22 protein-coding genes are annotated in these 23762 nt (G+C 51.0%); 18 read left to right on the forward strand and 4 right to left on the reverse strand.

Translation table 11 applies throughout. The annotated features are described in order from the left end of the window. Positions 1–315 precede the first annotated feature (315 nt). The gene (locus LY85_RS17795) at positions 316–999 is read right to left on the reverse strand and encodes an SGNH/GDSL hydrolase family protein (protein ID WP_141827721.1); all 684 of its coding nucleotides are present in this window, start codon (positions 997–999) and stop codon (positions 316–318) included. Positions 1000–1104: 105 nt separating this feature from the next. Then, positions 1105–2100 carry an asparaginase gene (locus tag LY85_RS17800; protein WP_141827722.1) on the reverse strand — a complete coding sequence of 332 codons (996 nt, stop codon included), beginning with the start codon at positions 2098–2100 and terminating at the stop codon, positions 1105–1107. A gap of 186 nt (positions 2101–2286) precedes the next feature. On the opposite strand from LY85_RS17800, the gene LY85_RS17805 reads away from it, so the two are divergent. From LY85_RS17805 to deoC, 18 genes are all read left to right on the forward strand, one after another. Continuing rightward, entirely contained in the window at positions 2287–2982 is a 696-nt protein-coding gene (locus LY85_RS17805; protein ID WP_141828194.1) for a response regulator transcription factor, read from the forward strand. After that, positions 2979–3983, forward strand: coding sequence for a sensor histidine kinase (locus LY85_RS17810; RefSeq protein ID WP_141827723.1), 1005 nt, complete (start codon positions 2979–2981; stop codon positions 3981–3983). The genes LY85_RS17805 and LY85_RS17810 overlap by 4 nt, the downstream gene beginning before the upstream one ends. Positions 3984–4087: 104 nt before the next feature. Beyond that, positions 4088–4855 carry an ABC transporter ATP-binding protein gene (locus LY85_RS17815; RefSeq protein ID WP_141827724.1) on the forward strand — a complete coding sequence of 256 codons (768 nt, stop codon included), beginning with the start codon at positions 4088–4090 and terminating at the stop codon, positions 4853–4855. Next, positions 4845–6884, forward strand: a complete 2040-nt coding sequence (locus LY85_RS17820; RefSeq protein WP_141827725.1) for an ABC transporter permease — start codon at positions 4845–4847, stop codon at positions 6882–6884. The genes LY85_RS17815 and LY85_RS17820 overlap by 11 nt, the downstream gene beginning before the upstream one ends. Positions 6885–7121: 237 nt before the next feature. After that, the gene (locus LY85_RS17825) at positions 7122–7835 is read left to right on the forward strand and encodes a DNA alkylation repair protein (protein WP_141827726.1); all 714 of its coding nucleotides are present in this window, start codon (positions 7122–7124) and stop codon (positions 7833–7835) included. Further along, positions 7836–8501, forward strand: coding sequence for a SprT family zinc-dependent metalloprotease (locus LY85_RS17830; protein ID WP_141827727.1), 666 nt, complete (start codon positions 7836–7838; stop codon positions 8499–8501). Between the two features lie 71 nt (positions 8502–8572). Next, positions 8573–9808: an aminopeptidase gene (locus tag LY85_RS17835; RefSeq protein ID WP_141827728.1), complete on the forward strand. Its 1236-nt coding sequence runs from the start codon at positions 8573–8575 to the stop codon at positions 9806–9808. A 303-nt stretch (positions 9809–10111) separates the two neighbouring features. Further along, entirely contained in the window at positions 10112–10345 is a 234-nt protein-coding gene (locus tag LY85_RS17840) for a FeoA family protein (RefSeq protein ID WP_243122606.1), read from the forward strand. Further along, positions 10342–12348 (forward strand): ferrous iron transport protein B, encoded by a 2007-nt coding sequence (gene feoB, locus LY85_RS17845; RefSeq protein WP_038323465.1) that lies wholly within the window; start codon positions 10342–10344, stop codon positions 12346–12348. Before LY85_RS17840 ends, feoB (LY85_RS17845) begins: the two co-directional genes overlap by 4 nt. 17 nt (positions 12349–12365) lie before the next feature. Next, complete coding sequence (locus LY85_RS17850) at positions 12366–12515, forward strand: FeoB-associated Cys-rich membrane protein (RefSeq protein WP_141827729.1); 150 nt, start codon at positions 12366–12368, stop codon at positions 12513–12515. Between the two features lie 135 nt (positions 12516–12650). After that, complete coding sequence (locus tag LY85_RS17855; RefSeq protein WP_141827730.1) at positions 12651–14000, forward strand: APC family permease; 1350 nt, start codon at positions 12651–12653, stop codon at positions 13998–14000. A 478-nt stretch (positions 14001–14478) separates the two neighbouring features. After that, positions 14479–15504 carry a LacI family DNA-binding transcriptional regulator gene (locus tag LY85_RS17860; RefSeq protein ID WP_243122607.1) on the forward strand — a complete coding sequence of 342 codons (1026 nt, stop codon included), beginning with the start codon at positions 14479–14481 and terminating at the stop codon, positions 15502–15504. Positions 15505–15557: 53 nt separating this feature from the next. Then, entirely contained in the window at positions 15558–16487 is a 930-nt protein-coding gene (rbsK, locus tag LY85_RS17865; protein WP_243122608.1) for a ribokinase, read from the forward strand. A gap of 38 nt (positions 16488–16525) precedes the next feature. Continuing rightward, positions 16526–16924, forward strand: a complete 399-nt coding sequence (rbsD, locus tag LY85_RS17870; protein WP_141827732.1) for a D-ribose pyranase — start codon at positions 16526–16528, stop codon at positions 16922–16924. A gap of 18 nt (positions 16925–16942) precedes the next feature. Then, positions 16943–18442: a sugar ABC transporter ATP-binding protein gene (locus tag LY85_RS17875; RefSeq protein WP_141827733.1), complete on the forward strand. Its 1500-nt coding sequence runs from the start codon at positions 16943–16945 to the stop codon at positions 18440–18442. Next, positions 18439–19398, forward strand: a complete 960-nt coding sequence (locus tag LY85_RS17880) for a ribose ABC transporter permease (RefSeq protein WP_141827734.1) — start codon at positions 18439–18441, stop codon at positions 19396–19398. Before LY85_RS17875 ends, LY85_RS17880 begins: the two co-directional genes overlap by 4 nt. Positions 19399–19424: 26 nt before the next feature. Then, complete coding sequence (locus LY85_RS17885) at positions 19425–20420, forward strand: substrate-binding domain-containing protein (RefSeq protein ID WP_141827735.1); 996 nt, start codon at positions 19425–19427, stop codon at positions 20418–20420. Between the two features lie 101 nt (positions 20421–20521). Further along, positions 20522–21166: a deoxyribose-phosphate aldolase gene (gene deoC, locus LY85_RS17890; protein ID WP_141827736.1), complete on the forward strand. Its 645-nt coding sequence runs from the start codon at positions 20522–20524 to the stop codon at positions 21164–21166. Between the two features lie 91 nt (positions 21167–21257). On the opposite strand, the gene feoB (LY85_RS17895) is transcribed toward deoC, so the two are convergent. Both feoB (LY85_RS17895) and LY85_RS17900 read right to left on the reverse strand, forming a co-directional pair. Continuing rightward, entirely contained in the window at positions 21258–23405 is a 2148-nt protein-coding gene (gene feoB, locus LY85_RS17895) for a ferrous iron transport protein B (RefSeq protein WP_038323475.1), read from the reverse strand. 89 nt (positions 23406–23494) lie between these two features. Further along, positions 23495–23731, reverse strand: a complete 237-nt coding sequence (locus tag LY85_RS17900; protein ID WP_038323477.1) for a FeoA family protein — start codon at positions 23729–23731, stop codon at positions 23495–23497. Positions 23732–23762 lie beyond the last annotated feature (31 nt).

Below are 23762 nucleotides of genomic sequence, written 5' to 3' on the forward strand. Positions count from 1 at the left end.
TCCGAATGTTTCTTTGGAATTAGGAAATATAAATTTAAGGCAATAGAGAAGAAAAATATAATACATAAAACGAAAGATAATAATTTATTTTTCTTCATTTCTGGAAATCACTTCCATTTTGTATATTTAGTATTTATAATCAAATTTTATTAATAGTATTATATTTTGAATTAAAAAGGTGACATATGCTCTTCTATAATTGTATATGAATTTAATAACTTTTTAATTTGTCTAGGGGCAGTTGCAAAATGGAAATTGCAACTGCCCCTTTTTGGTGGTTGCGCCCGCGGTTTTATGGGCTTTAATACCGCGAAACTATGCGTTTGCAAGTGCGTATTTTTCAATGGTCTGGCCGATCAGCCGGTGTCCGTTTTCATTGGGATGGATTCCGTCCTCGCAGATCAGGTCCTGATAATTTCCGGTTTTCAGAAACGCGCTGCTGATGTCGATCAGCGGAACATGGTGCAGGATCGCCAGCCGGTTGACGGCAAGATTATACATCTCGTGCCAGCGGTAGATAAATTCCACGTCGCCGAGCCAGCGAAGAATATTTTCCGGGTTCAGCCCGCGTGAAATCCAGTCAAAGTACCGTTTCGCGTCGATCGGCGGCAGGGAAAGCAGCACCGGTTTGCCGCCGCACGCTTTCACTTCGTCGATCATCTGGGAATAATATTCTTCAAATACGGAAACCGGGGTGTTCGGGACATGGCTGCTTTCCGGCGAAGCCGAGACCTCCGCCCAGTTGAAATCGCAGTCGTTTCCGCCGAATTCCAGTACCGTGTAGTCGTACCGGCCCAGCTCGGACATGTGCTTTTTCAGTACCTCGCCGCCCTTTGTGACGGTACAGCCGAATTTTGAAAAGTTTTTGATGGCAATATGGCTGTTTTTTGCAATCATGCTGACAAAGCTGTCCTTTAACAGGGTGTATTTGTTACGGGCACTGTCAAACGCGATCCCTTTAGCCACGGAATCGCCGAATACACATACGGATTGAATCATAACAGCACTCCCTTTTGTAATTATAATAAATCTGTTATATAGTATTAAATACTATATAACATAATTGACCATATGTCAATATTATTACGCAAAGAGTGCAGAATATTATGTAAGGCTGATCTCTCCCACAAAATTTGTGGCAAAAATCTGCTTTATTTCCTCGGATTTTTCTGTTTTGCCCAGCGCCCACATCAGCTTTGTGACAGCCGCTTCCGTCGTCATGTCAAATCCCTGGACGACCCCGCTCTGCAGCGCCTTCTGTCCGGTCTGATAAATGGTGAAGTCGCTCCGTTCGTACAGGCACTGGCTGCATACGACAACGGAAATGCCGCGCTCCACGATCTTTTGCAGCTGTGCGATCAGATCGCGGCGGATAAAATTCAGCCCGCCCGCGCCGAACGCTTCAATCACGATTCCCTTGTAGTTCATTTTCAGAAGCATGTCGAAAATCTCCGGGTTCAGTCCGGGGGTCAGCTTAATCAGAAAAACATCGGTGCAAAGCCGGTCTTCCAGAAAGAATTCGCCTTCCATTCGTGGCAGAATGCTTTCGTTGAACGTTAGGCCGCCCGCGTCGACGGTTGCGGCGGGGGGACAGTTGACGCTTTCAAAGGCGTCAAAGCCCGTGGTGCGCACCTTCACCGCCCTTGTCCCCAAAATGACCTTGCGGTCAAACGCAAGAAAGACCCCCGGCCTTTTGGAACAGGCCATTGCAAAGGCGCAGCGCAGGTTTTCCGCGCCGTCCGTCAGGGGGTGATTGATCGGCAGCTGGGAGCCGGTGATGACCACCGGAATGGGGATATTGCGCAGCATAAACGACAGCACGGAGGCGGTGTACGCCATAGTGTCCGTGCCGTGGGTCAGAACGATTCCGTCATAGTTGCGGTATTCGCGGGCAATGGTGCGCGCAATGCACTGCCATTCCTCAGGCTGTATGTTGGAGCTGTCAAGCTGAAATAAGTCTTCAACCGCAACGTCGTATTCGGCGGTAAGCCCGCCGATGAAGTCGGCCAGCTGCCGGCTGCTCAGCGACGGCGCAAGACCTTCGTCCGTCGGTTCGGAGGCGATGGTTCCCCCGGTGGTAATCAGCAGTAATTGATTCATGGTAACACCCCGGTTATGTTGATGAGCGTGATTTACAATATACTATCATTAATAGCATAGAAAGTAAATGAAGCGATCTCTAAAATCAGAGGCATTCCCCAAGCTTTTTCGCGCAGTTTCTACAAAACCGCCCGATTGCTTCCCAACACGGAATGCTTTATAATGAAAATCAGAAAAATGGGACCAATGCTACTGAACGGAAAGGGCGGGATTTGCGTGTCCTCTGTTTTTATTGTGGAAGATGATGTGAAAATCAGACAGGAGCTGACAAGGCTCCTTGAAAAATACGGCTATACCTGTGCTTCGTCGGATGATTTTGCCCATATGCCGGAAGTGATCCTGAAGGAGAATCCACAGCTCGTGCTTCTGGATATCAACCTGCCGGTTTACGACGGGTACCATATCTGCCGGGAAATCCGGCGTGGCTCCCAGCTTCCCATTATCATCGTGACCAGCCGCGACAGCGACGTCGACGAACTGATGAGCATGAGTCTGGGCGCGGACGATTTTATCACGAAGCCTTACAATACGCAGATTCTGCTTGCGCGGATCGTCTCCGTTTTAAAGCGCGCTTATCCGTCCGAACCGGTCAGCATCCTTTCCCACCGGGGGTTGGAGCTCGACCTTTCCCGCGGGACCGCGCGTTTCGGGGAAAACGAGACGGAGCTTTCCAAAAACGAACTGCGCATCCTGCACATGCTTCTGTGCAACCGGGGCCGTATCGTTTCCCGGGAGGAAATCATGAACGACCTGTGGCAGTCGGAGGAATTCGTGGACGACAACACGCTGACGGTCAACATCAACCGGCTGCGCAAAAAGCTGGACGGCATCGGCGTGCGCGATTATCTGACGACCAAACGGGGGCTGGGGTATCTGGTATGAGTGTGAAAAATTTTTTAGCGGATAAGGTTTATCATTTACTCTTTGTGGTGCTGACGGCCTTTTTCGCGGCCGCGCTGCTGTCCATTCTGAGAGTGGGCGCTTATGCCGCCCTTTTTGTTCCGCTGGTGTTTCTGGCGGGGGAAGCGGCTGCGCTGGCATTGGAATTTCTCAGAAAAAGGGAATTTTATAACGGAATGCTTCAAAACCTTGAAAAGCTGGACAAAAAATATCTGATTTCCGAAATGCTGGACGAGCCGTCCTTTCTTGAGGGAAAGCTGCTTTGCGAATGCGTAAAGACGGCCGGCAAGGCGATGAACGACGAGATCGCCGGGTACCGCCGCGCTTCCCGCGAATACCGGGAATACATCGAGACGTGGGTGCACGAGGTCAAAACGCCGATTTCCTCCAGCAGGCTGATGATTGAAAACAATAAAAATGAGATTACACTCAGCTTAAATGAGGAACTATCCAAAATAGAGAATTACGTGGAACAGGCGCTTTTCTATTCCAGAAGCAACCATGTGGAAAAGGATTACGTCATCAAAAGCACCACGCTGAAAGCGCTGGTCGGTTCGGCGCTCAAAAAGAATTCCGCCGCGCTGATCGAGAGCAGGACCCATGTGGAAACCTCCGCGCTGGACAAAACGGTGTTTACCGACGGGAAGTGGACGGACTTCATTATCGGCCAGATTTTGATGAACTCCGTTAAGTACCGGAGCAGGGAGCCGGAAATCAAAATTTACGGGCTTCAGAATCCGAACAGCGTTACGCTGATGATTTCCGACAACGGGATCGGAATTTCGAAAAAGGACCTGGGCAGGGTGTTTGAAAAGGGTTTTACCGGCGAAAACGGCAGAACCGCCGCAAAATCGACCGGGATCGGACTGTATCTGTGCAAAAAGCTCTGCAATAAGCTGAGCCTCGGCATTTCCATCGCTTCCACCGAGGGAAAGGGGACGCTGGTTTCCATCGTTTTCCCGAGAAGCAACATGTTTGAATGATTTTTCAAGCTTACAAAACTGTAAGTCTGCCGTAAGGGAAATCAATGGTTTGTTCCGCAAAATTGTATTATACTGTTAATACAATTTGAAAAGGAGAAAAACAGATGCAAAAAATTCTGACGGTTGAGAATGTTGAGAAATATTACGGAAATAAAGGCAATCTGACCAAAGCGGTGGACGATATCAGCTTTGAGGTGGAAAAAGGGGAATTCGTCGGCATCATGGGCGCTTCCGGCAGCGGAAAAACGACGCTGCTGAACTGTATTTCCACTATTGATTCCCCGACGGCCGGCCATATCATTATCGACGGAAAGGACATTACCCGGCTGAACTCCGCAAGGCTGTCCCGGTTCCGCCGCGAACAGCTCGGGTTTATCTTTCAGGACTTCAATCTGCTGGACACACTGACCGCGTATGAAAATATTGCGCTCGCGCTGACCATTATCAAAACCCCGGCGGGAGAAATCGACGTGCGCGTGCGTCAGGTCGCGAAAAAGCTGGAGATCGAGGATGTCCTGAAAAAGTATCCTTACCAGATGTCCGGCGGGCAGAAGCAGCGCGTCGCCTCGGCCCGCGCCATCGTTACCCAGCCCGCGCTGATTCTGGCGGATGAGCCCACCGGCGCGCTGGACTCCAAATCCTCCCGGATGCTGCTGGAAAGCTTTGAAACGCTCAACAGCAATCTGGAAGCGACCATCCTGATGGTCACGCACGACGCGTTTACCGCCAGCTACTGCCACCGGATCCTGTTTATCAAGGACGGCAGGATTTTCAACGAGCTGGTCCGCGGCGGCGATACCCGCAGGCAGTTTTTCAATAAGATCATTGAGGTCGTGACCCTGCTCGGAGGTGACAACGCCAATGTTCTCTAAGCTCGCTTTCAAGAATGTCACGAAAAGCATCCGCGACTTCACCGTCTATTTTTTGACCCTGACGTTCGGTGTAAGCCTGTTTTATGTTTTCAATTCCATCGATTCCCAGACCGCGCTGCTGGAGGTCAGCAAGGCGCAGGCGAGAATCATTGCATCGCTGATTACCATGATCGACTATGTGTCCGTTTTTATTTCCGTCATTCTGGGCTTTCTGGTCGTTTACGCGAACCAGTTCCTGATCAAACGCCGGAAAAAAGAGCTTGCCGTTTACATGACGCTCGGCATGGCGAAAGGCAAGATATCGCGCATTTTGATTCTGGAAACGATGATTATCGGCGTGTTTTCGCTTGCGGTGGGCCTTTTGGTCGGCGTGTTTGCCTCCCAGTGGCTTTCCGTTGTCACCGCGAAGCTGTTCGAGGTGGACATGAAAGCGTTCGTTTTTACATTTTCCGCCCACGCGTTTTACAAGACCGTCCTGTATTTCGGAATCATCTTTCTGATCGTGATTGTCTTCAATACGATTGCAATCTCGCGGTATAAACTGATCGATCTGCTGAATGCTTCGAAGAAAAATCAGAAGCTGCGGTTTACGCATCTCTGGATTTCGGTGATCCTGTTTCTTTTGGCGCTTGTCTGCATCCTTACCGCCTATCGCCTGATTATCGACAACGGTATGCTGGAGGTGAACTCCCAGTTTACGGCGGCCATTGTTCTGGGCAGCGTCGGTACGCTGCTGTTCTTTATGTCCCTGTCCGGGTTTTTGCTCCGCGTGGTGAAGGCGAACAAAAGGCTGTATCTCAAAAACCTGAACATGTTCGTGCTGCGCCAGATCAATTCCAAAATCAATACGACCTTCGTCTCCATGTCCGTCATCTGCATCATGCTGCTGGTCACCATCGGGACGCTGTCCACGGGGATGGGGCTTTCCGACGTGCTCAGCAAGGACCTGAAGGGCGCTACGCCGTATGACGCGACCTATACCTATTATTATTCGTACGGCGGGGACGAACTGGAACGCAATGCGCTGGCGGATGATATCGCCGGGCAGATGATTGCCCATGGCGTCGATTTGGACGGACTGACCAGGTCGTACGCACAGACGACTGTTTATTACACCGATCATCTGAAATACTCCGAGCTGTTCCTTCCCGGTGCGCCGTCACTGGGCAAACTGATGGAAGGAAGCAAGGAAGTTGCGGTGGTCTGCGTTTCGCAAAGCGACTACAACGCTGCCGCGAAGCTGCAGGGCAGGCCCACGGTTTCCCTGAAGGACGATGAATTCCTGATCAACTGCAACTACAGCGATATGAAGCCCGTGATCGAGTATTTTCTGAATCATAAGGGTACGGTTGTGCTGAACGGGAAAACGCTGAAGGCGCAGAGCCGCCAGTATCTGGATACCGCCCTCCAGACAAGCATGATGATGGCCGATCCCGGAACGCTGATTGTGCCGGACGCGCTGGCGGAAGGCCTGAAAAAAGAGATCACTTTTCTCAATCTCCAGTATAAAGACGGCGTTACCGACGAACAGTTCGTTACGGCGGTCGAAAAGGTTTATCCCGAGGCATCGGCTGATGAGTCTTCCGCTCCCTATCACACATCTCTTACCAAACAGCTGGTCTACGATCAGAGCACGGGGATCAAAACGATGATTTCGTATCTCGCGATCTATATCGGGCTCGTCTTCCTGATTACCAGCGCCGCCGTGCTTGCGCTGCAGCAGCTTTCCGAAGCCTCCGATAATCTGGAGCGCTATGGCCTGCTGAAACGGCTCGGCGCGGAGCAGAGGATGATCGATCATTCCCTGTTTGTCCAGATCGCCATTTATTTTATGCTTCCGCTTTCTCTTGCGGTCGTCCATTCGGCGGTCGGCATCTATGTCGCCAATTCGGTGGTGGCGCAGTTCGGCCATCTGGATATTTTGGGAAACACCCTCATTACCGCCGTGTTTTTCCTTGTTATTTACGGGGGCTATTTCCTCACGACCTATTTCGGCAGCAGGAGCATGATTCATCAAAGGCAGAACTGATATGATCATTCTTTTATTGGTTAAGCTGCTGCTCGTTTATCTCCTTTCCGGCTGTGGAAGCTTTCTTTAAGCCCTTTCAGCCGCCGTTAAAGAAGTAGTTTTTCCTCCCTCTGGCTCCCTCTCTAAGGGAGCTGGCAGGCGAAGCTCTCAGCCGCTGGTCAAAATGACCGGCGGCTGTTGTCTTTCTTCCCAAAAAAATATATAATGGAATTACCAAATCACAGCAGGGGAAATGATATGAAAAACGATTTTGTATACACCGGTTATCCTTCGCTCTCGGAGCACCTTCTTTCGCTGGCCGACGAGCCGTACCGAGAGATGCAGTATAAAATTGTCCCCGGGGTAGAGCATATTCTCGGCGTGCGTATCCCAAAGCTGCGGGCGCTTGCAAAGCAGATCGGAAAGGGTGACTGGCGCGCCTGCCTTGCTGGGCTGCGGGACGCCTCCATGGAAGAAATTATGCTGCGCGGGTTTCTCATCGGCTATGCCAAAATGGAGCAGGACGAGCTTTTCGCCCTGATAGCGGACTTTGTCCCGAGAATCAACAGCTGGGCGGTGTGCGACGGCTTTTGCTCCACTTTGAAAGCGGCGGCGAAGGACCGGGAAAGGCTGTTCGCCTTTTTACAGCCGTATCTGCAAAGCGGCAGCGAATACGAGCTGCGCTTTGCCGTCATCATGCTGATGGATTATTTTATTACGGACGAAACCATCGATCCGGTTCTGAAAATTTACTACCGGGTGCGCCACGACGGCTATTATGTCAGGATGGGTGTGGCGTGGGCGCTGTCCGTCTGCTTTGTGAAATATCCGGAAAAGACCATGGCTTATCTGCGCACGGACGGCTTGGACGACTGGACCTACAACAAAACGCTGCAGAAAATCGTGGAATCCTTCCGTGTGGACGACCGCACCAAAGCGGTCATACGGGGAATGAAACGCAGGGGGAAGTAAATGGAATATCAGCTGATCCGCTCCCGGCGCAAAACCATTGCCATCTGTGTGGACCGGGACGGCAACGTGACCGTTCGCGCCCCGCTGAGGGCCGCCCAGGGGATAATCGACCGCTTTATCCGTGAAAAGCAGGAATGGATAGAGGAGAAGTCCTCTCAGATGGCGGCGAACGCCGCGGCCCGGCAGGAATTCAGCGTTTCCCCGGGCTCGACGCTGCCGCTGATGGGGAAGGAATACCCGGTACTGCCCGGGGAACGCGTCGCTTTTGACGGGACAGGGTTCATCCTGCCGCAGGAAGCGTTTGAAACGCTGAAACCGAAGCTTGTCCGCCTGTATCAGTCGATTGCGCTGGACGTCCTTTCGCGCAGGACGGAGGATTATGCCGTGCGCACCGGCTTTCGGCCCTCGGGCGTGCGGATTGGCTCGGCGCGTACCTGCTGGGGCTCCTGCTCCGGAAAAAACCGTCTGAGCTATTCGTGGAAACTGATTCTTGTACCGCCGGAGCAGATCGATTATGTGATCGTCCATGAGCTTGCGCATACCGTAGAGCATAACCATTCTCCGCGCTTCTGGGCGCTGGTCGGGCAGGTTTTGCCGGACTATCCGGCGAGGCGCAAACAGCTGAAAGCTTCCGCGCGGAAGCTTCAGCAGCAGGGATGGGATTGATTGCGGCCCCAATGGGTATAAACTGATTTGCAGCGGGAACATTGAACATCAAAAAGAAGGGAAGATTATTGATGGTAAAAGAGGAAATATTGCGCAAATATGCGCGCCTGGCAGTCTGTATGGGGGTCCATGTGCAGCCGGGGCAGCTTCTTGTCCTTACGTCGTCCGTCGAGTGTGCGTATTTTACCCGCCTGTGCGTGGAGGAAGCGTACCGGGCGGGCGCCGGGGAAGTGCTTGTCCTTTGGAAGGACGAAGCGGTGGCAAAGCTTGCCCTTCAGCATGAAAGCACGGAAACGTTGGCCCGGATAGCCCCGTGGAAAATTGAGCAGAAGAGAAACTGCATCGACCAAAAATGTTGTTTCCTGTATGTCGAATCCGCGACTCCCGGACTTCTGGCGGAAATTGACGGAAAGAAGCTCCAGACCGTCCGTATGGCCAAAGAAACCGCGTTTGAGCCGTTTGAATACTATACGATGGCGAACTACGGCCAGTGGTCCATCGTCGCGATTCCGACCGTCCCGTGGGCGAAAAAAGTCTTTCCGGACCTCAGCGACGAAAAGGCCCTTGCCGCGCTGTGGGACGCGGTTCTCACAAGCGTCCGGATTAAGGAGGACAACGACCCGGTCGCCGAGTGGGAGCGACACAATGAGGAGCTCAGTCATCACTGCGATTTAATGAACGGGTTCCGTTTCAAGTCCCTCCATTTTAAAAACGGAATGGGAACGGACCTGACGGTCGGACTTGTGAAAGACCACATCTGGGCGGGCGGCTGCGACAAGGCGAAAAACGGCGCGGTTTTCAATCCGAATATGCCGACCGAGGAAGTCTTTACCATGCCGGATAAATACAGAGTGGACGGCCGTGTATACGCCACAAAGCCGCTGAGCTACCAGGGCAAGCTGATCGAAAATTTCCATCTGGATTTTCAGGACGGAAAGGTAATCGGTTTTCAGGCGGAAAAGGAACAAGACACCCTGAAAAATCTGATCGGCTTCGACGAGGGCAGCTGTTACCTCGGCGAAGTGGCGCTGATTCCGTACGACTCTCCCATTTCACGGCTGGGGATTCTGTTCCTGAACACGCTCTTTGACGAAAACGCTTCCTGTCATCTGGCGCTCGGCGCTTCCTATCCGGACAATCTGAAAAACGGCGCGGAATTAAAGCGGGAAGAACGGGAAAAACTCGGCTCCAACTATTCCAAAATCCACTGCGATTTTATGTTCGGAAGCGCGGATATGGAGATTACCGGTACCACATGGGACGGAAAACAGATCGCTGTGTTCCGGAACGGAAATTTCATCATATAATACAGCATTTTCAGTTCATTCTGCAACAAGGTTACGTTCCTCCCCGCCTTCGGTGGGGAGGAACGTGTTTTGTCTCACAATATGAAAAAGCGGTTCGCTGTTGCGGCCGCTTTTTTGCGCTCTAAAGTAAAAAATCGAGGGAAGGAATGCGGGAATCTGTTTTTGAAAAACATTTAACAATTAGCCACGCTTTCCTTGACAAATCCCATTGTACAGACTAAAATATTATATGTTAGCAGAGGCTAACATATAATGCTTGAGGAGCATCACAAGTAAATAAGAAATCAGATGATGGAGGCTCTTATGACCTTAAATGAACTGCAAATCGGCCGTAAATCAAAGATTGTTGAAGTCAGGGGTGAGGGCGCGCTGCGGCGCAGGCTGTTAGATATGGGACTGACTCCCCACACGGAGGTGATGGTGAGAAAGGTTGCGCCGATGGGCGATCCGATTGAAATCCATCTTCGGGGCTACGAACTGACCATTCGGATTGAGGATGCAAAAAAGATTGAAGTGGAAGGGACGTTAAGCCGATGATTTTTGCGTTAGCCGGGAACCAGAACAGCGGGAAAACAACGCTGTTCAACCAGCTCACCGGTTCCAACCAGCATGTAGGAAATTTTCCGGGGGTTACGGTTGAGAGAAAGGACGGGGTCATCCGCGGGCACCGCGACGTGACGGTGGTGGACCTTCCGGGCATTTATTCTCTTTCTCCCTATACCAGTGAAGAAATTGTCACCCGCGACTTTATACTGAACAACCATCCGGACGGGATTATCAATATCGTGGACGCAACCAATGTTGAGCGCAATCTTTACCTGAGCATGCAGCTGATCGAGCTGAATCTTCCCATGGTAATTGCTTTAAATATGATGGATGAGGTCCGCGCCAACGGCGGGACCATTATTATAGAGAAATTTCAAAAAGAACTCGGCGTGCCGGTCGTTCCCATTTCCGCCAGCAAGAACGAAGGGATCGACGAGCTGATTGAAACGGCGATCAGCACCGCCGCAGCAAAGCAGAAACCGAGGCGCCAGGACTTTTGCACCGGTGCAGTACATAGAGCCATTCATTCCGTGGCCCATCTGGTGGAGGATCACGCCGAACGGATCGGCGTACCTCCGCGCTTTGCGGCGACGAAGCTGGTCGAGGGCGACGATCCCATGATGAACGCGCTGGGCCTTTCGGACAACGAAAAGGATATGGTGGGCCACAGCGTAACGGAAATGGAGCGGGAGCTCGGCACCGACAGGGAAGCCGCCCTGGCGGATATGCGCTACACGTTTATCGAGGGACTGTGCAAGGATTCCGTCGTAAAAATAGGGGAATCCAAAGAACACCGGCGCAGTGTGGCGATCGACGAAATCCTGACGCACAAATATCTCGCTATTCCGATTTTCCTTGCCATTATGATGCTGGTGTTTTACCTGACTTTCGGGGTGATCGGCAGCGCGCTGAGCGACCTTCTTTCCCTTGCCATCGACTTCGTTACCGAAGCCGTCAGCGCGGGCCTGACCGCGTACGGCATCAACCCGGTCGTGCATTCGCTTCTGATCGACGGCGTATTCGCCGGGGTCGGCAGCGTGCTTTCGTTTTTACCCATCATCGTGGTGCTGTTTTTTTTCCTTTCCATTCTGGAGGACAGCGGGTATATGGCCCGGGTCGCCTTTGTCATGGATAAGCTGCTGCGCAAGATCGGGCTTTCGGGCCGCAGCTTTGTGCCGATGCTGATCGGGTTCGGCTGCTCCGTTCCCGCCATCATGGCGACCCGTACTCTTTCCAGTGAACGCGACCGCAAAATGACCATCCTTCTGACGCCCTTTATGAGCTGCAGCGCAAAGCTGCCGATTTACGCGATGTTTACCGTCGCGTTCTTCCCGAAGCACCGTGCGCTGGTGATGATTGCCCTTTATGTTACCGGTATCCTCGTCGGCATTATCAGCGGTCTGATCCTGAAGAGCACGCTTTTCCACGGGAAACCGGTGCCGTTTGTCATGGAACTGCCGAACTATCGCCTTCCCAGTGCGAAAAGTGTTGCGCTGCTGATGTGGGATAAGGCAAAGGATTTTTTAACGCGTGCATTTACCGTTATCTTTGTGGCAACGATTATCATATGGTTTCTTCAGACCTTTGACACGCGCTTCAATGTGGTGGCCACAAGCGCCGACAGCATGCTCGCCGGCGTCGGCAAGGTGATCGCGCCGCTGTTTGCTCCGCTCGGCTTTACCGACTGGCGTGTTTCCACCGCTTTGATTACCGGCTTTACCGCCAAAGAAGCGGTCGTCAGCACGCTTGCGGTTCTGACAGGAACCAGCGTTTCCAATCTGCCCGCGGCGCTGTCCCAGCTTTTCACTCCGCTGACCGCGTGGTCGTACCTGACCTTTACGCTGCTTTATACGCCCTGTGTTGCGGCAATCAGCGCCGTCCGGCGTGAAATGAACAGCTCGAAAAATGCGGTGGCCATGGTGCTTTACCAGACGGGCGTCGCCTGGATCGTGGCATTTTTTGTCTATCATATCGGCCTTTTGATTTGCCGCTGACGGCGGAAGGGAGCGTTATGCAGCTGATTGATTATGCGATTCTGGCGGTGATCGCCGTATTGCTTGTGTTCGCAATCCGGTATTCCTACCGGCACAGAAAGGAATGCTGCGGCGACTGCAGCCGGTGCTCATCCTGCCATTCCTGTACCAGAAAGAATAAAAAATAGGGTTTTATCTCTCCTTTGCCTTCCCGGCAAAAGAGAGATTTTTTCTTGCTCAGACACTATTCAAATGCATTGCGCTGTGATAGAATAGAAACGCTGCAATCAGGCAGGAAAATTGGTTTGGGGAGATAATAATATATGGAACAGACAAGGCACCATTACGGACTATTTACTACGGTAACCATGATTATCGGTATTTGCATCGGCTCTGGAATTTTCTTTAAGAGCGACAATATTCTGGCAGCTACCGGAGGAAGCGTCCCGCTTGGTGTACTTGTTTTCGTGCTGGGTGCGACCAGCATTATTTTCGGGGGGCTCTGTATCAGCGAGCTGGCCTCCCGCACCGACCGCCCGGGCGGGGTCATCACGTATGTAGAGGAATTCGCGAGCGAAAAACTCGCCTGCGGGATGGGGTGGTTCCAGATTTTCGTGTATCTGCCCACCATTGCCGCGGTTGTTTCGTGGGTGGTTGGCATTTACGTCTGCCTTTTGTTCGGATGGGATGGCACACTGGAAAATCAAATGCTGATCGGCTTCCTCTTTTTTACGCTGAACTTTATGATGAATTCCCTGTCCGCCAGACTGGGCGGCGGGTTCCAGAATTTTTCCACCGTCAGCAAGATGCTTCCTCTGGCCGTCATTGCGGTATGCGGCCTGTTTTTCGGCAATCCCGCCAAAGGGTTTCAAAGCATTGCCCCCAGTACTCTGGGGGGAGCGGCCTGGCTTTCCGCCATTGGGCCGATCGCCTATTCCTTTGACGGCTGGTCCATTTCCACTTCCATTGCGCCGGAAATCCGCGATTCCAAAAAGAACCTGCCCCGCGCGCTGATTATTGCGCCGGTCATTATCCTGATTACCTATGTCGCGTATTTTGTCGGCGTTTCCAGCCTGCTGGACCCTCAGAAAATCGTCGCGCTGCAGGACGCCCATGTCTATACGGTCGCCAAAAATCTGTTCGGAGGTTTCGGCGCGCAGCTGGTTCTGGTTTTCGTTATTATTGCGGTAATGGGTACGGCAAACGGCATTATTCTGGGTTATATCCGCCTTCCATACTCTATGGCCCTGCGCGGGGAAGGGATGTTTCCGCTTTCGGACAAGCTCTCAAAGCTGGACGAAAAACACGGGATGCCGGTGAATTCCGCAATCTTCTGCTATGTTATCACCACATTCTGGGCGGCAATCCATTTTATTACCGTCAAATTCGGGCTGCTCCCCAATTCGGATGTTTCTGAAATCGCTATCGTTATGAGCTATATTTTTTATATTATTCTGTACTACAAGGTGTTTGCGCTTTACCGCGCGGGAGAAATCAAGAGTGCTTTCCGCGGGGTCGCCGTTCCCATTCTGGCGACGCTCGGCTCCCTCTTTATTCTTTCGGGCGGCCTGCAGAGCAAGCTCTTCTTCCTGTATGCGGCGCTCTGCATTCTGGTGGTGCTGGCCGCTCTGCTTTATTACCGCAGGCATCATTTATCCGTTTCACAAAATTGAATGGATTCCCTGAAAGGCAGGGGTTTTATGTACGGCATACAACTGTCTGCCTCGCAAACCGATGATAGCAAAAGGGCTCAGAACAATCATTGTTCTGAGCCCTTTTGCTATGGATCAATAGAGGCCTGTTTGGTCCCTGAATATATGAAATGGATTCCATAAAAGCGTTTGAATTCATTGAAATTTTGCTCTTCTGGTTGATCTTTGTGCCTGACAAAGCTCTCCTTTTATGTCAGAATTCTTTAAATGGATCTGATATCAAAGCCCTGATTTCAGATATGAACAAATATAGTGAAATCGTTTCCATTATTTAAATTGTTTAATTATTTTTTATATTATTGGATAATATTATAATTGATATCTAAAAATTATTAAGATATAATAAAACCACACTAAGAGATGAACTGATTAATCTACAATTTTATGAAACCAGTTTTATAAATTTTCTGCAAAATCTTTGCGAAAGGTGTATTGGCCATTGCTTACAATAAAAGACATTGCAAAAATTGCAAAAGTATCCCCTGCAACGGTTTCCAGAGTCATCAATAACAGCGGCTATGTAAAGATGGAAACCAGAACCATTGTGGAGGAAACTATCCGCGAAAACGGATATGTCCCCAATGTTCTGGCAAGAAATCTGAGTAAAAATGAAACAAATACCATCGGCGTTGTGGTACCGGATATCAACAATCCGTTTTTTGGCGAGGTCATCAAGGGAATTACAATGAAAGCGGAGAAGTCCAACCTGAATATTCTGCTCTGCGATACCAATGAGCGCGAAGAGAATGAGCGGCGTTCACTGAAAATGCTGAAAGGGCAGAAGCTGAAGGGAATCATTATTACGCCAACCTCAGACGCCAATGAATTCAATGCGGAATATCTGAAATTTATGGAAAGCATCGGCATTCCCATTGTCCTGATCGACAGAGATGTGAAGCATTCCAAATTTGACGGCGTGTTTATTGATAATATTGCCGGCACCTTTGAGGGAATGCAGGCGCTGATTCAGAACGGACACCGGCGGATCGCCATTATCGCGGGCCCCAAGACTTCCAAGCCGGGGCGCGACCGTCTCAGGGGGTACAAACAGGCCCTCGAAGCCTATCAGATTCCTTTGGATGAAAACCTGATTTTCTACGGCGATTTCAGGCTTGAAAGCGGATATGAAATCACGAAGAAAATATTTTCCATGTCACCGCTTCCCACCGCTATTTTTTCTTCCAACAATATGATGACGCTTGGGTGCATTAAATATCTGAATGAAACCGGAAAGAAAATCGGGGAAGATATTTCATTGCTTGGGTTCGATGAAATTGAAATGCTGAATATTCTCAATATCAAGATATCGGTGATTGACCGTCCCACTTTTGCCATGGGTGAAGTGGCCATTACACTGCTGATGGAAAAACTGGAATCCAGCAAGAATACGGATAACATCCAGCGGACCATTCTGATGCCGAAACTGATTCTGCGTGGTTCCGAAAAATTAAAAGGGCTCAGCTGATTTTTTATGCCGTGATATGGAACCGGTTACATATTTTTAATGGAGGAATGATTATGAAACAGCAGCACATTACCGTATTCGGAAGCTTTGTTGTTGATCTAATGTCCAGAGCGCCCCATCTGCCCGTACCCGGAGAGACTGTAAAAGGGTCGATGTTCCGGATCGGACCCGGCGGAAAAGGTTTCAATCAGGGGGTCGCGGCCAAGAAAGCCGGCGCGGATGTCACAATGGTGACAAAAATCCGGCACGATACCTTCGGTAATATTGCACTGAATACGATGAAGGAGCTGGATATGGATGCAAGCCATGTGTTTTTTTCGGAAAAAAGTGAAACCGGTGCCGCATTGATCATGGTGGATGAAACGACCAGCCAGAACGCAATCATGGTTACGCTGGGCGCATGTTCCGAAATTACGAAGGAAGACGTGGACTCCATTGAAGAAATCGTCAAAAATTCGGGGTATCTTTTAACGCAGCTGGAAACCAACGTGGATGCCGTGGAGCGCGTCGTGGACATGGCGCACCGTTACGGTGTAACCGTTGTTTTCAATACGGCTCCCGTACAGCCGATCAGCGACGAGCTTCTGAGAAAGGTCGATATTATTACGCCCAATGAGGTGGAAGCGGAAATTCTGACAGGCATTAAGGTTGACAGCGAGGAAAACGCCCAGAAAGCGGCGGAGTATTTCTTCGGCAAAGGAGTAAAAACCGTTGTCATCACCCTTGGAAAACGGGGCGTGTTCGTTTCAACGGCTCAAAAGCACGGAATTCTTCCCGTACCCAAGGTGGATGTGCTTGACACTACGGGCGCGGGCGACGCCTTCAACGGCGCGCTGGTTGCATCTCTTGCGGAGGGCAAGGATATCTGGGAAGCCTGCGGGTTTGCAAACGCGGCGGCGTCCATTTCCGTCACACGGATGGGGACGACTCCCTCCATGCCTGTGCGCAGCGAGATCGATCAGTTCTTATCAGAACATAAATAAAGCAAACGTCCTGAAAACAGTCAAAGGAGAGAACGCAAATGTTAAAAGGTGGAATTTTAAACGCGCAGCTTGCCCATGTGCTGGCTGATCTCGGCCATAAGGATACGCTGGTTGTCAGCGATGCCGGTCTGCCCGTTCCGGACGGAGTGGAAAAGGTGGATTTGGCATGGAAACCGAACGAACCAAAGTATCTGGATGTATTGAAAGAAATTCTGAGCAGCATTGTGGTGGAAAAGGCGATTCTTGCAAAAGAACTGAAAACGGTCAGCCCGGACATGCATCAGAAGATTCTGGAAGTGCTTCCAAAGGATATTCCAATAGAATATGTAGATCATGTGGACCTGAAAGAAAAAAGCAAATCCTCCAGGGCGATTGTCCGCACCGGGGAATTCACCCCTTATCCAAGCGTTATTTTGGTTTGTGCATGTGCCTACTGAAGGAAGGGAGGTCAAAGAATGCCGGAAGACGATATCATTTTAAAACTGAACTCCATTGTCAAAATTTTTCCAGGCGTAAAAGCACTTGACGGTGTACACCTTGAAATAAAAAAAGGCGAAATTCATGCTCTGTGCGGTGAAAACGGCGCAGGCAAATCCACGCTGATGAAGATTATTTCCGGCGCGCATCCTTATACTTCCGGGAACATGTATTTTGAAGGTGAAAAAGTTTCTTTCCACTCTACGAAAGAAGCCAGGGACAAAGGAATTTCCATGATTTATCAGGAGTTCAACCTGATCCCCTATCTTTCAGTTGCCGAAAACATTTTTTTGGAAGCTCTTCCCAAAAAGAAGAACGGGCTGTTTGACTGGAAAACGCTGAATCAGAAAGCAAAGGAGCTGCTGGATCGGCTCAAGCTGAACGTTGATCCACAGCTTCCGGTCAATAAGCTGTCTGTTGCACAGGCGCAAATGGTCGAAATTGCCAAGTGCCTGTCCAGAAACGCAAAGGTCATTATTATGGATGAGCCGACAGCGGCGCTGACCGATGAGGAAATCGACATCCTGTTCTCCATCATCCGGTCACTCTCACAGGAAGGTATTTCGATCATTTACATATCCCATCGTCTGGATGAAATCTTCAAGCTGGCTGACCGGGTCACGGTTTTCCGCGACGGAAAAAATGTGGCGACAAAAAGTATCGGGGATATTGGTTACCAGGAGCTGGTGTCGATGATGGTGGGTAAGGACATTTCGGACCTGTATCCCCACAGAGAGTATTCCGGACAGGAAACGGTTTTGGAAGCAAAGAACATTACGGGGTGCGGGGTAAAGGACGTCAGCTTCGAGCTGAAAAAGGAGGAGATCCTCGGAATCGCCGGGCTGATGGGATCCGGAAATATCGAGCTTTCCAAAATTTTGTACGGAGCCATCCCCATGGAAAAGGGCGAAATAAAAATCGGGAATGCACCGGCGGACTGCGGCACTCCGCGCAAAGCGCTTCGGGCCGGAATCGGATTTGTTTCCGACGACCGGAAAAACGAGGGATTGATTCTCATCCGGAGCGTAAAGGAAAACATTTCGCTGTCATCGCTGAAAAAAATATGCAGCCATTCTTTCGTAAACCATAAGGCAGAGGAGAAAATGGTAACCAAAAACATTCGCTCCCTGAATATTAAGGTAAGTTCCTACAACCAGCTGGGACAGAATTTAAGCGGCGGAAATCAGCAGAAGGTGGTCTTTGCAAAAATCCTTGAAACGGTCCCGTCGATCTGTATCATGGATGAGCCTACCCGCGGAGTCGATGTCGGCGCCAAGTCGGAAATTTATCAAATCATGAACCGGATGACGGAGGAAGGGAAAAGCATCATCCTGGTTTCATCAGATTTACCGGAGCTCATTGGGATGAGCGACCGCATACTGATTATGAGGGAAGGAAAAATTGTCATGTCCTTAAATAGAAATGAATCTAATCAGGAATTGATTTTGGCCTATGCCGCAGGAGGTGTTGGTGAATGAATGCGAAAGAGAAAGCCTTTCGGGTTTTAACCGTACATAGAACGAGCATCATTCTTGCCCTGATCCTGATTGTTGCCGCATTCCTGTCGCCCGCCTTTTTAAGCGTCTCCAACATGCTGAACGTAATCCGGCAGGTTTCCATTACCGCCATTATCGGCGCAGGGATGACGTTTGTGATCCTGACAGGCGGAATTGATCTTTCGGTAGGCTCCGTAGTGGGACTGGCCGGCGCATTTTCCGCCGGTGCGCTGCAGACGACGGACTCCGTTCCGCTCGCCGTCGGCATCGGCCTTTTAACCGGTCTTATTTGTGGATTCATCAATGGATTCTTTATTGCAAAGTGCGGAATTCCAGCCTTTATCGCCACATTGGCAATGATGACCCTCCTGAGAGGCTGCATTCTTGTTTATACCAACGGCACGCCGATCTCCGTACAGTCGGATATCTATAAGGCTGTGGGAAAAGGCAGCCTTGCCGGAATTCCCGTTCCGATTATCATTCTATTGTTCGTTTATCTGGCCGCCTATATTTTACTTACGCACACCGCATACGGGCGCACGGTTTACGCGATCGGCGGGAACCGTGAGGCGGCCAGACTTTCCGGGATTTCCGTTGTAAAGAACGAATGGATTGTCTATATCATCATCGCTTTGCTTTCCGGCCTGGCCGGCATCATCCTCACCGCAAGGCTTGGTACAGCGGCCGCCACGGCGGGGGAAGGATATGAAATGGATGCCATCGCCTCCGTTATCATCGGCGGAACCAGTCTGGCGGGGGGCCAGGGCTTTATTCTTCCGACGGTAATCGGCGCACTGATTCTGGGGGTGCTTGACAATATCCTCACACTGATGAACGTAAACCCGTTTGCCACCAATATTGTGAAGGGCGTTGTTATTCTTATCGCCGTATTGGCCGACAAGAAATTCAAGGACTTGTCAGCTAAAGTTAATCAATAAATTGGTAGAAAGAAAGGGAGAAGTTTATGAAAAGGTCAAAAAAATTATTGGCGTTGGTACTATCCGCAGCAATGATTGCCGCGACAGCCGCGGGCTGTTCCACCGGAGCCGCGACCAGCACCGCTGAATCAAAAGCGGCGGAGAGCGCCGCACCCGCCCAAAGCTCAAACAAACAGCTCGTCATTGGTCTTTCAATGAATACGCAGACCAATCCGTTCTTCGTCAGCGTGAAAGAGGGCGCCCAGAAAGGCGCGGAGGAGCTGGGAGCCAAGCTGGTGGTAACCGATGCGCAGAACGATGCGTCCACCCAGATGAAGGATGTTGAAAACCTGATTACACAGAAACCGGACCTCATCATCATCGACCCGGCCGACAGCGACGCGATCGTGTCCGCCATTCAGGAAGCGAACGATGCGAAAATCCCGGTGATTACGATTGACCGTGCCGCGAAGGGCGGAGAAGTCGTCAGCCACATGGGCTTTAACGCGATCAAAGCGGGCGGCCTTGAGGGACAGTTTATCGCCGATACGCTGAAAGGCAAAGGAAATGTAGTGGAAATTCAGGGCATTATGGGCACGAATGTTGCGCAGGACAGAAGCAAAGGCTTTAACGATGTCATTGCAAAATATCCGGACATCAAGAAGGTTGCCACGCAGAGCGCGGATTTTGACAGAGCCAAAGCAATGAAGGTCATGGAAAATATTCTTCAGGCGAACAAGGATATCCAGGCCGTCTACGCGGCGAACGACGAGATGGCGCTCGGATGCCTCGAAGCCATTGAAGCGACCGGACGGACAAAGGACATCGTACTGGTCGGCAATGACTGCCTCGATGATACCATGAAAGCAATTAAGGAAGATAAGATGAAGGCCACCATCAACGAGCCCCCTTATTTCCTGGGCAAAAACGCGGTTCAGACCGCTGTAAAATACCTGAAGGGCGAAAAGGTTGAAAAGAGCGTGATCCTTGAATCCACTCTGGTTACAAAAGAAAACGTCGATTCCGTAAAGACCAGAGATTAGTCTGATTTTACCGGTGGACCGCGGCACGGAAGCGGCCCACCGGTTTTCGGTGAAAATACGGGCGGAGTCTGCCCTTTATGAATGATACAGGAGGAAAGATTATGGAACTGGAAACTTATATTGATCACACGCTTTTAAAGCCGAACGCAACCAAAGGACAGATAGAAACACTCTGTAAGGAGGCAAGGCAATACCATTTTGCTTCCGTTTGCGTCAATTCGTATTATGTCCCTTTGGCAAATACGCTTTTAAAGGATTCCGGAGTCACTGTGTGCTGTGTCGTCGGCTTTCCGCTCGGCGCAATGTCCACGCAGGGAAAGGCCTTTGAGGCAAAGCAGGCGGTACAGGACGGCGCCGGAGAGGTGGATATGGTGATCAATATCGGTGCGTTGCTGGACGGGAATTATGAGGCCGTGCTTCAGGATATCCGGGCGGTTGTCCGCGAAGCACATCCAAAGGCGTTATTAAAAGTAATTATTGAAACCTGCCTTTTGAACGATGAACAAAAAGGAAAAGCCTGTGAACTCGCTGTGGAGGCGGGCGCCGATTTTGTGAAAACGTCGACCGGCTTCAGCACCGGGGGTGCTACTGTCCACGATGTAGAGCTGATGAAACGTGCCGTACAGGGAAAAGCAAAGGTAAAAGCTTCGGGCGGTGTCCGGACCTATGAGGATGCCATGAACATGATTCACGCCGGTGCGGACCGGATCGGTACAAGCAACGGCGTCAAGATGATGGAACACTGAGAAAATATTCTCTAAAATACAAAGGGAAATGCCGTATTGCAACAGTCCAGCTGTGCAGTAACGGCATTTCCTTGTTATCAGGCTTTATTTATTACAGCAGGCCTAAAAGCCTTACTGTGCCGGCGAAGAGGAAACAGATCACCATGCCCGCGGCGGTGGGAACTGCGAACGAGACAGCCGTCCATTTCCAGCTCTGCGTTTCCTTATGGATGGTCAGGCAGGTGGTGGAGCACGGCCAGTGCATTAAGGAAAACAGCATGGTGCATACGGCGGTCAGCCAGGTCCACCCGTTGCTGAGGAGGAGGTTTTTCAGCTCTTCCAGACTTCCCAGTTCCAGAATGCTCCCTGTGGACATGTACGCCATAATGATGATCGGCACCACGATTTCATTGGCGGGAAAGCCCAGAATAAATGCGAGCAGAATCACCCCGTCCAGCCCCAGAAGATTTGCGAACGGGTCGAGAAAATTCGAGCAGTGGAGCAGCAGGCTGGCTCCGCCGACATGGATATTTGCCAAAAGCCAGATAATCAGCCCGGCGGGGGCGGCCACGACCACCGCTCTGCCCAGAACGAACAGGGTGCGGTCGCAGATGGAGCGGACGATCACTTTTCCGATCTGCGGCCTGCGGTAGGGGGGAAGCTCCAGTGTAAAGGAGGAGGGGATTCCTTTCAGAATGGTAACGGAGAGAAGCTTTGAGACGATAAAAGTCATAAAGATTCCCAGAATGATCGTACCGGTCAGCAGGCAGGTGGAAAAAAAGGATTGAAACGGCGCGGAAACCGTTCCGACAAAGAACATGGAGATAATCGCGACCAGGGTGGGGAACCGTCCGTTGCAGGGAACAAAGCAGTTGGTAATGGTGGCAATCAGCCTTTCCCGCGGCGAATCGATGATCCGGCATCCCGACACGCCGCACGCGTTGCAGCCGAATCCCATACACATGGTCAGCGCCTGTTTTCCGCAGGTGTGGGCTTTTTTGAAATATTTATCCAGATTGAAGGCAATCCGGGGCAGGTACCCCAAGTCCTCCAGCAGGGTAAACAGGGGGAAGAAAATCGCCATGGGCGGCAGCATCACCGATACGACCCACGCAAGCACACGGTAAATGCCCATGACCAGCATGCCGGAAACCCACGAGGGCGCGCCGATCCGGCTGAAAAACGCGAGCAAAATATCCTGAAAGCGGAACAGGGCATCCGAAAGCAGCGCGGACGGGTAGTTCGCGCCGGTAATGGTGATGTAAAAAATCAGCATCAGAAGCAGAATCATAATGGGAAAGCCGCTCCATTTGCTGGTCAGTATCCGGTCGATTTTCCGGTCCCTTGCATTGTAGCTGTCGGATTCAAACGTCACCGCGTCGGCGCAGATTCCCTCGGCGGTGATAATCAGGCAGGAAACGATCTGGTCGCGCAGCGCTTCGCCGCTGATGCCGTTTTCCTCCAGACGCTGTCTTGCCTGCGCGATTTTTGAGGCGACGGGTTCCTCCAGCGCGGGATTGAACCCAAGATAGTCGCTCATGCTTCTGAGAAGACTTTCGTCGTTGTCGATCAGCTTCAGCGCCGCCCAGCGGGAATTCAGCTTTTCGCCGAGGCATGCTTTCACGGCGGGTTCCACAATGGAAATGGCTTCTTCGATCGGCGCGGTGTATTTTAATTGAATCGGCCTGATGAAATTTTCCGTTTTCAGGCTGCCGACCGTTTCCATCAGCTTCCCGAGCTTTTTTCCGCTCCGGGCCGTAACGCCGATTACGGGAACGCCCAAATCCTTCTGCAGGCTGCCGAAATCAATATGGATGTGTTTCTTTTTTGCTTCATCCATCAGATTCACACAGACCACTACATGATCGGTGATTTCAATGGTCTGCAGCACCAGATTCATGTTTCTTTCCAGACAGGTCGCGTCACAGACGACGATGACCGCGTCCGGGCTTCCAAAGCAGATAAAATCCCGCGCTACCTCCTCTTCGGCGGAATGCGCCATCAGGGAATATGTACCGGGAATATCGACCATGATATAATTGACCCCGTCGTAGGAGCATTTTCCCTGTGCGTTCGTTACGGTTTTGCCCGGCCAGTTGCCAGTGTGCTGGTTCATGCCGGTCAGGGCGTTGAAAACAGTGCTTTTGCCCACATTGGGATTTCCGGCCAGCGCTATGACCCTGTCGTCGGGGTTTTCCCTGTTTATAGTAAGACCGGAATCAATCCATTTGATCCCGGTCGGGTTTGCAGCCAATCCCACCACAATCACTCCTTATCAGTTTTTTATGGAAAAGCAATTCTGCAAGCGCAAATTTTCATTTGTATTCGCAGAATTGCATTGAGTCCGGATTAATTCGCGCTGATCATCACGTTGCTGCTGTCTTCCTGTCTGAGCGCGATGACCGCGCCGCGGATTAAATAGGCAATGGGGTCGCCTGAAGGGCTTTTTTGAAGGCATTCGACCTGTGTTCCTTCGATCAATCCAATATCTTGAAGCCGCCGTCTCATGCTTCCGGTTGAGCGCAGCTTTTTCACAGTAGCGGTTTGGCCGACCTTTAGGCTGTTCAACGTACTGATTTCATTCAATTCAGAAGCCTCCTTGTATCCTGAATATCGT

This window comes from Clostridium sp. KNHs216, assembly GCF_006714885.1.
Classification (GTDB): domain Bacteria; phylum Bacillota; class Clostridia; order Oscillospirales; family Acutalibacteraceae; genus Caproiciproducens.